We start from the raw sequence: 7577 nt of genomic DNA on the forward strand, positions 1-7577 counted from the left end.
AAAAACCGAGACAATCATTGAATTGCAAGAAATTGTAGAGCGACTAAAGAGAGATCTTGAGTAAGGTCAAGTAGAAAAGGGCGCACGGTGAATGCCTAGGCACTAGAAGCCGACGAAGGACGTGGCAAACGACGAAACGCTTCGGGGAGCTGTAAGCAAGCAGAGATCCGGAGATATCCGAATGGGGGAACCCGGCATAGAGATATGTCATTGCATGGTGAATAGATAGCGATGCAAAGGAAGACGCAGTGAACTGAAACATCTAAGTAGCTGCAGGAAGAGAAAGAAAGATCGATTTCCCAAGTAGCGGCGAGCGAAACGGAAAGAGCCCAAACCAGTGGATTTATCCATTGGGGTTGTAGGACTGCGACGTGGCAGAGAAGAGGATAGCAGAATTATCTGGGAAGGTAAGCCAGAGAGGGTGAGAGCCCCGTAAGCGAAATCCGAATCGAGCCTAGCAGTATCCTGAGTAGGCCGGAACACGTGAAATTCCGGTTGAATCCGCGAGGACCATCTCGCAAGGCTAAATACTAGCTAGTGACCGATAGTGAACCAGTACCGTGAGGGAAAGGTGAAAAGAACCCCGGAAGGGGAGTGAAAGAGAACCTGAAACCGTGTGCCTACAAGTAGTCAGAGCGCGTTAAAGCGTGATGGCGTGCCTTTTGTAGAATGAACCGGCGAGTTACGTTAAATAGCGAGGTTAAGTCAGAAAAGACGGAGCCGCAGCGAAAGCGAGTCTGAATAGGGCGACAAGTTGTTTGACGTAGACCCGAAACCAAGTGACCTACCCATGGCCAGGTTGAAGGTGCGGTAAAACGCACTGGAGGACCGAACCCACGTAAGTTAAAAATTGCGGGGATGAGCTGTGGGTAGCGGTGAAATTCCAAACGAACTTGGAGATAGCTGGTTCTCTCCGAAATAGCTTTAGGGCTAGCCTCGCGAAGAGGATAGTGGAGGTAGAGCGCTGTTTGGACTAGGGGCCCGTCAGGGGTTACTGAATTCAGATAAACTGCGAATTCCACATATCTATGCGCGGGAGTCAGACTGCGAGTGATAAGATCCGTAGTCGAAAGGGAAACAGCCCAGATCACCAGTTAAGGTCCCCAAATCTATGCTAAGTGGAAAAGGATGTGGAGTTGCGTAGACAACTAGGACGTTGGCTCAGAAGCAGCCATCATTTAAAGAGTGCGTAATAGCTCACTAGTCGAGTGACGCTGCGCCGAAAATTTACCGGGGCTAAGCATAGTACCGAAACTGTGGATGTGTTTTAAAGAGCACGTGGTAGGAGAGCGTTGTAAGTGCGGCGAAGCTTAATCGAGAGGATAAGTGGAGCGCTTAGAAGTGAGAATGCCGGTATGAGTAGCGAAAGATAAGTGAGAATCTTATCCGCCGAATGACTAAGGTTTCCTGGGGCAGGCTCGTCCGCCCAGGGTAAGTCGGGACCTAAGGCGAGGCCGAGAGGCGTAGTCGATGGACAACAGGTAGACATTCCTGTACTGCGATCGATCGTTTGAGCGAAGGAGGGACGCAGGAGGCTAAGAGCGCATGCGACTGGAAGCATGTAGAAGCGTCGAGTCTGAGAGCGAGTCAAATGCTTGCTTTCGAAAGGACAAGGCGCGACCTGGAGCGAAATCAAAGTAGCGAAGGCTCTGACGTCACACTGCCAAGAAAAGCTTCTAGCGAGATCGAGCGTACCCGTACCGCAAACCGACACAGGTAGTCGAGTGGAGAACACTAAGGCGAGCGAGAGAACTCTCGTTAAGGAACTCGGCAAAATGACCCCGTAACTTCGGGAGAAGGGGTGCTGATGGAGACATCAGCCGCAGTGAATAGGCCCAAACAACTGTTTATCAAAAACACAGGTCTCTGCAAAGTCGTAAGACGACGTATAGGGGCTGACACCTGCCCGGTGCTGGAAGGTTAAGAGGAGAGCTTAGCTTAGGCGAAGGTTCGAATTGAAGCCCCAGTAAACGGCGGCCGTAACTATAACGGTCCTAAGGTAGCGAAATTCCTTGTCGGGTAAGTTCCGACCTGCACGAAAGGTGTAATGATTTGGGCACTGTCTCAACGAGAGACTCGGTGAAATTATAATACCCGTGAAGATGCGGGTTACCCGCGACAGGACGGAAAGACCCCATGGAGCTTTACTGTAGCTTGATATTGGGTATCTGTTAAACATGTACAGGATAGGTAGGAGCCAGAGAAGATAGGACGCTAGTTTTATTGGAGGCAATGTTGGGATACTACCCTTGTTTGATGGATGCTCTAACCTTGGCCCGTAAGCCGGGCTAGGGACAGTGTCAGGTGGGCAGTTTGACTGGGGCGGTCGCCTCCTAAAGTGTAACGGAGGCGCCCAAAGGTTCCCTCAGAATGGTTGGAAATCATTCGCAGAGTGTAAAGGTATAAGGGAGCTTGACTGCGAGAGAGACAACTCGAGCAGGGACGAAAGTCGGGCTTAGTGATCTGGTGGTACCGCATGGAAGGGCCATCACTCAACGGATAAAAGCTACCCTGGGGATAACAGGCTTATCTCCCCCAAGAGTTCACATCGACGGGGAGGTTTGGCACCTCGATGTCGGCTCGTCGCATCCTGGGGCTGAAGTCGGTCCCAAGGGTTGGGCTGTTCGCCCATTAAAGCGGCACGCGAGCTGGGTTCAGAACGTCGTGAGACAGTTCGGTCCCTATCCGTCGTGGGCGTAGGAAATTTGAGAGGAGCTGTCCTTAGTACGAGAGGACCGGGATGGACGCACCGCTGGTGTACCAGTTGTTCTGCCAAGAGCATCGCTGGGTAGCTATGTGCGGAAGGGATAAGCGCTGAAAGCATCTAAGTGCGAAGCCCCCCTCAAGATGAGATTTCCTTTGCGAAAGCAGTAAGACACCTCAAAGACTATGAGGTAGATAGGCTGGGAGTGGAAGTAGAGCGATCTATGGAGCGGACCAGTACTAATCAGTCGAGAACTTGACCGAAGGCTAGACGATTTCTAAAGGTTTTGAGCGGATTGGATTCAGTTTTGAGCGCACAAGCTCAAGAAAAGAGTGCGGTGGCGATAGCAAGAAGGATACACCTGTTCCCATGCCGAACACAGAAGTTAAGCTTCTTAACGCCGAGAGTAGTTGGTGGGCAACTGCCTGTGAGGGTAGGAAGCTGCCGCGCTCTTTTTTAATATTCCGGCTTAGCTCAGTTGGTAGAGCGCTTGACTGTTAATCAAGATGTCGTCAGTTCGAGTCTGACAGCCGGAGCTAAGCGGAATGAAGGAAGAGGACAGCCGAAGCTGTCCTCTTTTTTTGCCCAAAAATACTTAAAAACGTTGATATAACAGCATTGCAACCACTAGTTGACAAAGTGACAGCCTTGCTTGATGGTAGTTTAATACACTTTCTTCTAAATATTGAAGCAACTAAGAAATAGTAAGATCAAGAAAGCTTTTTGGGCAGTGCTTCCAGTGCTATATTTGCTTATCAGTTCTATGATGGGTGGGACTGGACTTGGTTGATCTGACCAGATGCTATTTTGGTGATTTTGATCTGGGATATTTTTACTAAAGCAGATGAATTATAAAAAAAGACGATCTTTTCAATTGTTTGAAGAGATCGTCTCTTTTAGTGTTCTATATTTTTAGTGATGATGCTTGCTGGCTGCAGAAACTTGATCAACTAATTTTTTGCTGACAACTTTTTCTGCTTCATGGAATGCGCAGCCCATGTCCATATCTTCAACATCCATACCTGGCATGAAGACTTCGCTTGGCTTGATGCCCATTTCTTGGGCAAAGGCGTTAGTGATAGTTTCCATGTCCATCAATTTGAATTTCTTATCAGGATCTTTTGGATCAATGATTTGAATTTGGGCCATCATACCGGCATCTTCGTGTTCGATAATGTGGCAGTGGTACATGAAGACACCAACTTGTGGGAAGTAGACCTTCAAGCGAACAGTTTCTTGAGGTGCAACTTCAATTGTATCCTTGTAAACGCCCATTTCATTTGGATATGGGTCATGGCCATTGCGCGATACGACTAAGAAGTGTGCGCCATGAATGTGGAATGGGTGAAGCATACCATGTGACTTTGGATTGGTATTAGTTACGTCCCAATATTCAACAGAGTTAAGCTCTTGCGTCATATCGATTCTTTCCATCGCATAGCGCATTCCGTTAATCTTATCATGATCATCCATAGTAATCTTACGAATTGGTGCATTTGGATTTACTGGACGGTCGTCAGGAGTAAAGAGCTTGAATGGCAACTTGGAGTCATCTTTTTCAAACTTGTGGATTCTAAATTCAACTAGCTTGAAATCATCAGTGTAGAGATTAACCACGTCACCTTCTTTGTAGCCAGAAAAGTCAACGATTACTTGAAGACGCTCGCCAGGACCAACTAAAAGCTTGGTCATTTTCACTGGGTGTTCCAAGAATGAATCATCGCCGGCAATTTGAGTCATTACCAAATCATCGTCAAAATGCAATCTCCATTCGCGACGGTTTGATCCACCTAAGTAAAGCAAGCGAACTTTTTGGGTAGTAACGTCAATATAAGGTTTTACTACACCATTGATTAAAGGAGTTTCGGCAAAAATTCCCATTGGATCGTAATCTTTTCGGTAATCAAGTTGATTTTCTTCATGGAAAGTACGATCTTGCAAAATAATTGGAAATTCATCTACACCGTAGCTCTTAGGAATAGGTAAACGACTTTCATTGTCATCAGTTACCACAACTCCCATGGCCAATCCCATCCAAACTTGCATTGCAGTAGATGGACATGGGTGGGCATGAAGCCAAGTTAAGGCAGCTGGTTGCTTAACAGTAAAAGTAATTTCTTTTTCTTCACCTGGGTAAACAGGAGCGTGGCAACTACCATCTTCATATGGTCCAGGAACTTCCATACCATGCCAGTGGTAAGTAGTCAGTACTGGTAAACTATTTTTAAGCTTAACATGAACGCGTTGTCCCTTTTTAACTACCATAGTTTTGCCAAGTAGTCCTGCGTTGTAGCCCCAAGTCTTGGTTTTAGCACCAGGCAAAATTTGACTTTCGCCTTCTTGGGATTCAATCGTAAACCAAATGTCGTCTCCTTCAACCTTGTCAGGCTCTAGAACTGGAGGAACTGCTAAAGGCTGAGCAGTTACGCCTTCAGGAATAGTTAAAGGCTTGTAGCCCATACCATGATTTTTGTCGAAATCTGCTTCGTCATAAAAATAATTGGTGTAAATTTTTTCTGACATAATTTTACCTTCTTTATTTTAAATACTATAGACAAATACTAACTTAACGCTTATGTAAGCGTTTGTACAGTGACTATAAAAAGAAAATCGCTAAAGAGAAAAAAGGGCGATTTAGGGAATTAATTTGTGAAAAATAGTTATTTAACTAAAAGTTCCAAAGAATAACAATGTTAGATAATATGACAAGATGTCATTCAATTCAGAGATAAAAAATATTTTTGCGCTGTTACATAAATAATGAAACTATATAAACATTTGAAACTTTTTGGTCACGATAATAGAATTTGCTAGTTAGATTTACGAGGAATCAATAGGAGACTTTTGAAAAAATCAGATAAAAAATTATCTCAACAAATCCCAGTCTATCAAGGGTTGGGGGAGAGGGATTGAAAAAAGTTGAAAAAAAGACTTGCAAAAGGGAAGACAAGCGAGTAATATATTTAACTGTCGTCGGGCGCAAGACAAAGAGCTCGATCGGCGGGATAAAAAAACTTCTTGACAGGCAAGAAGACATCTGCTAAAATAAAAGAGCGGTCTGCTACAAAGCAGACGAGCTAGTACTTTGAAAACTGAACAAAGTTTCGCTAAAAGTGTGCGGGTGTAACAACCCAAACAAAAAATAAGCGAAGTCAATTCGCAAGCAATAAATTTTGAGACAAAGATCTTAAAGAACTATTATTTTATAAAAAATGAGAGTTTGATCCTGGCTCAGGACGAACGCTGGCGGCGTGCCTAATACATGCAAGTCGAGCGAGCTTGCCTATAGAAGTTCTTCGGAACGGACATAGATACAAGCTAGCGGCGGATGGGTGAGTAACACGTGGGTAACCTGCCCTTAAGTCTGGGATACCATTTGGAAACAGGTGCTAATACCGGATAACAACTCTAGCTGCATGGCTAGAGCTTGAAAGGCGGCGCAAGCTGTCGCTAAAGGATGGACCCGCGGTGCATTAGCTAGTTGGTAGGGTAAAGGCCTACCAAGGCATTGATGCATAGCCGAGTTGAGAGACTGATCGGCCACATTGGGACTGAGACACGGCCCAAACTCCTACGGGAGGCAGCAGTAGGGAATCTTCCACAATGGACGAAAGTCTGATGGAGCAACGCCGCGTGAGTGAAGAAGGTTTTCGGATCGTAAAGCTCTGTTGTTGGTGAAGAAAGATAGAGAGAGTAACTGATCTTTATTTGACGGTAATCAACCAGAAAGTCACGGCTAACTACGTGCCAGCAGCCGCGGTAATACGTAGGTGGCAAGCGTTGTCCGGATTTATTGGGCGTAAAGCGAGCGCAGGCGGAAAGATAAGTCTGATGTGAAAGCCCTCGGCTCAACCGAGGAACTGCATCGGAAACTGTCTTTCTTGAGTGCAGAAGAGGAGAGTGGAACTCCATGTGTAGCGGTGGAATGCGTAGATATATGGAAGAACACCAGTGGCGAAAGCGGCTCTCTGGTCTGCAACTGACGCTGAGGCTCGAAAGCATGGGTAGCGAACAGGATTAGATACCCTGGTAGTCCATGCCGTAAACGATGAGTGCTAAGTGTTGGGAGGTTTCCGCCTCTCAGTGCTGCAGCTAACGCATTAAGCACTCCGCCTGGGGAGTACGACCGCAAGGTTGAAACTCAAAGGAATTGACGGGGGCCCGCACAAGCGGTGGAGCATGTGGTTTAATTCGAAGCAACGCGAAGAACCTTACCAGGTCTTGACATCTAGCGCAATCCCAAGAGATTGGGAGTTCCCTTCGGGGACGCTAAGACAGGTGGTGCATGGCTGTCGTCAGCTCGTGTCGTGAGATGTTGGGTTAAGTCCCGCAACGAGCGCAACCCTTGTCATTAGTTGCCAGCATTGAGTTGGGCACTCTAATGAGACTGCCGGTGACAAACCGGAGGAAGGTGGGGACGACGTCAAGTCATCATGCCCCTTATGACCTGGGCTACACACGTGCTACAATGGGCAGTACAACGAGCAGCGAGCCTGCGAAGGCAAGCAAATCTCTGAAAGCTGTTCTCAGTTCGGACTGCAGTCTGCAACTCGACTGCACGAAGCTGGAATCGCTAGTAATCGCGGATCAGCACGCCGCGGTGAATACGTTCCCGGGCCTTGTACACACCGCCCGTCACACCATGGGAGTCTGCAACGCCCAAAGCCGGTGGCCTAACCGTAAGGAGGGAGCCGTCTAAGGCAGGGCAGATGACTGGGGTGAAGTCGTAACAAGGTAGCCGTAGGAGAACCTGCGGCTGGATCACCTCCTTTCTAAGGAAGCCAAAGCGGAGGAGAGTAGAGATACTAAGAGAATCCGCAAGGTACGGAAGCACACTGAGAAACTTTGTTTAGTTTTGAGGGCATTAGCTCTC

At 47.0% G+C, this 7577-nt stretch carries 1 protein-coding gene, 1 tRNA gene and 3 rRNA genes; 4 read left to right on the top strand and 1 reads right to left on the bottom strand.

Annotated elements, in window-relative coordinates:
* Positions 1-64 precede the first annotated feature (64 nt).
* The 3 genes from BN53_RS08800 to BN53_RS08810 all read left to right on the top strand — a co-directional run bounded on the left by BN53_RS08800 (position 65) and on the right by BN53_RS08810 (position 3240).
* A 23S ribosomal RNA gene (locus tag BN53_RS08800) occupies positions 65-2967 on the top strand.
* Positions 2968-3037: 70 nt separating this feature from the next.
* Positions 3038-3154 (top strand): 5S ribosomal RNA (rrf, locus tag BN53_RS08805).
* A gap of 13 nt (positions 3155-3167) precedes the next feature.
* A tRNA-Asn gene (locus BN53_RS08810) sits at positions 3168-3240 on the top strand.
* 376 nt (positions 3241-3616) lie between these two features.
* On the opposite strand, the gene BN53_RS08815 is transcribed toward BN53_RS08810, so the two are convergent.
* Positions 3617-5227 (bottom strand): multicopper oxidase family protein, encoded by a 1611-nt coding sequence (locus tag BN53_RS08815; RefSeq protein WP_009560593.1) that lies wholly within the window; start codon positions 5225-5227, stop codon positions 3617-3619.
* A gap of 685 nt (positions 5228-5912) precedes the next feature.
* On the opposite strand from BN53_RS08815, the gene BN53_RS08820 reads away from it, so the two are divergent.
* A 16S ribosomal RNA gene (locus BN53_RS08820) occupies positions 5913-7476 on the top strand.
* Positions 7477-7577 lie beyond the last annotated feature (101 nt).

Source organism: Lactobacillus pasteurii DSM 23907 = CRBIP 24.76, from assembly GCF_000297025.1.
GTDB classification, from domain to species: Bacteria; Bacillota; Bacilli; order Lactobacillales; family Lactobacillaceae; genus Lactobacillus; species Lactobacillus pasteurii.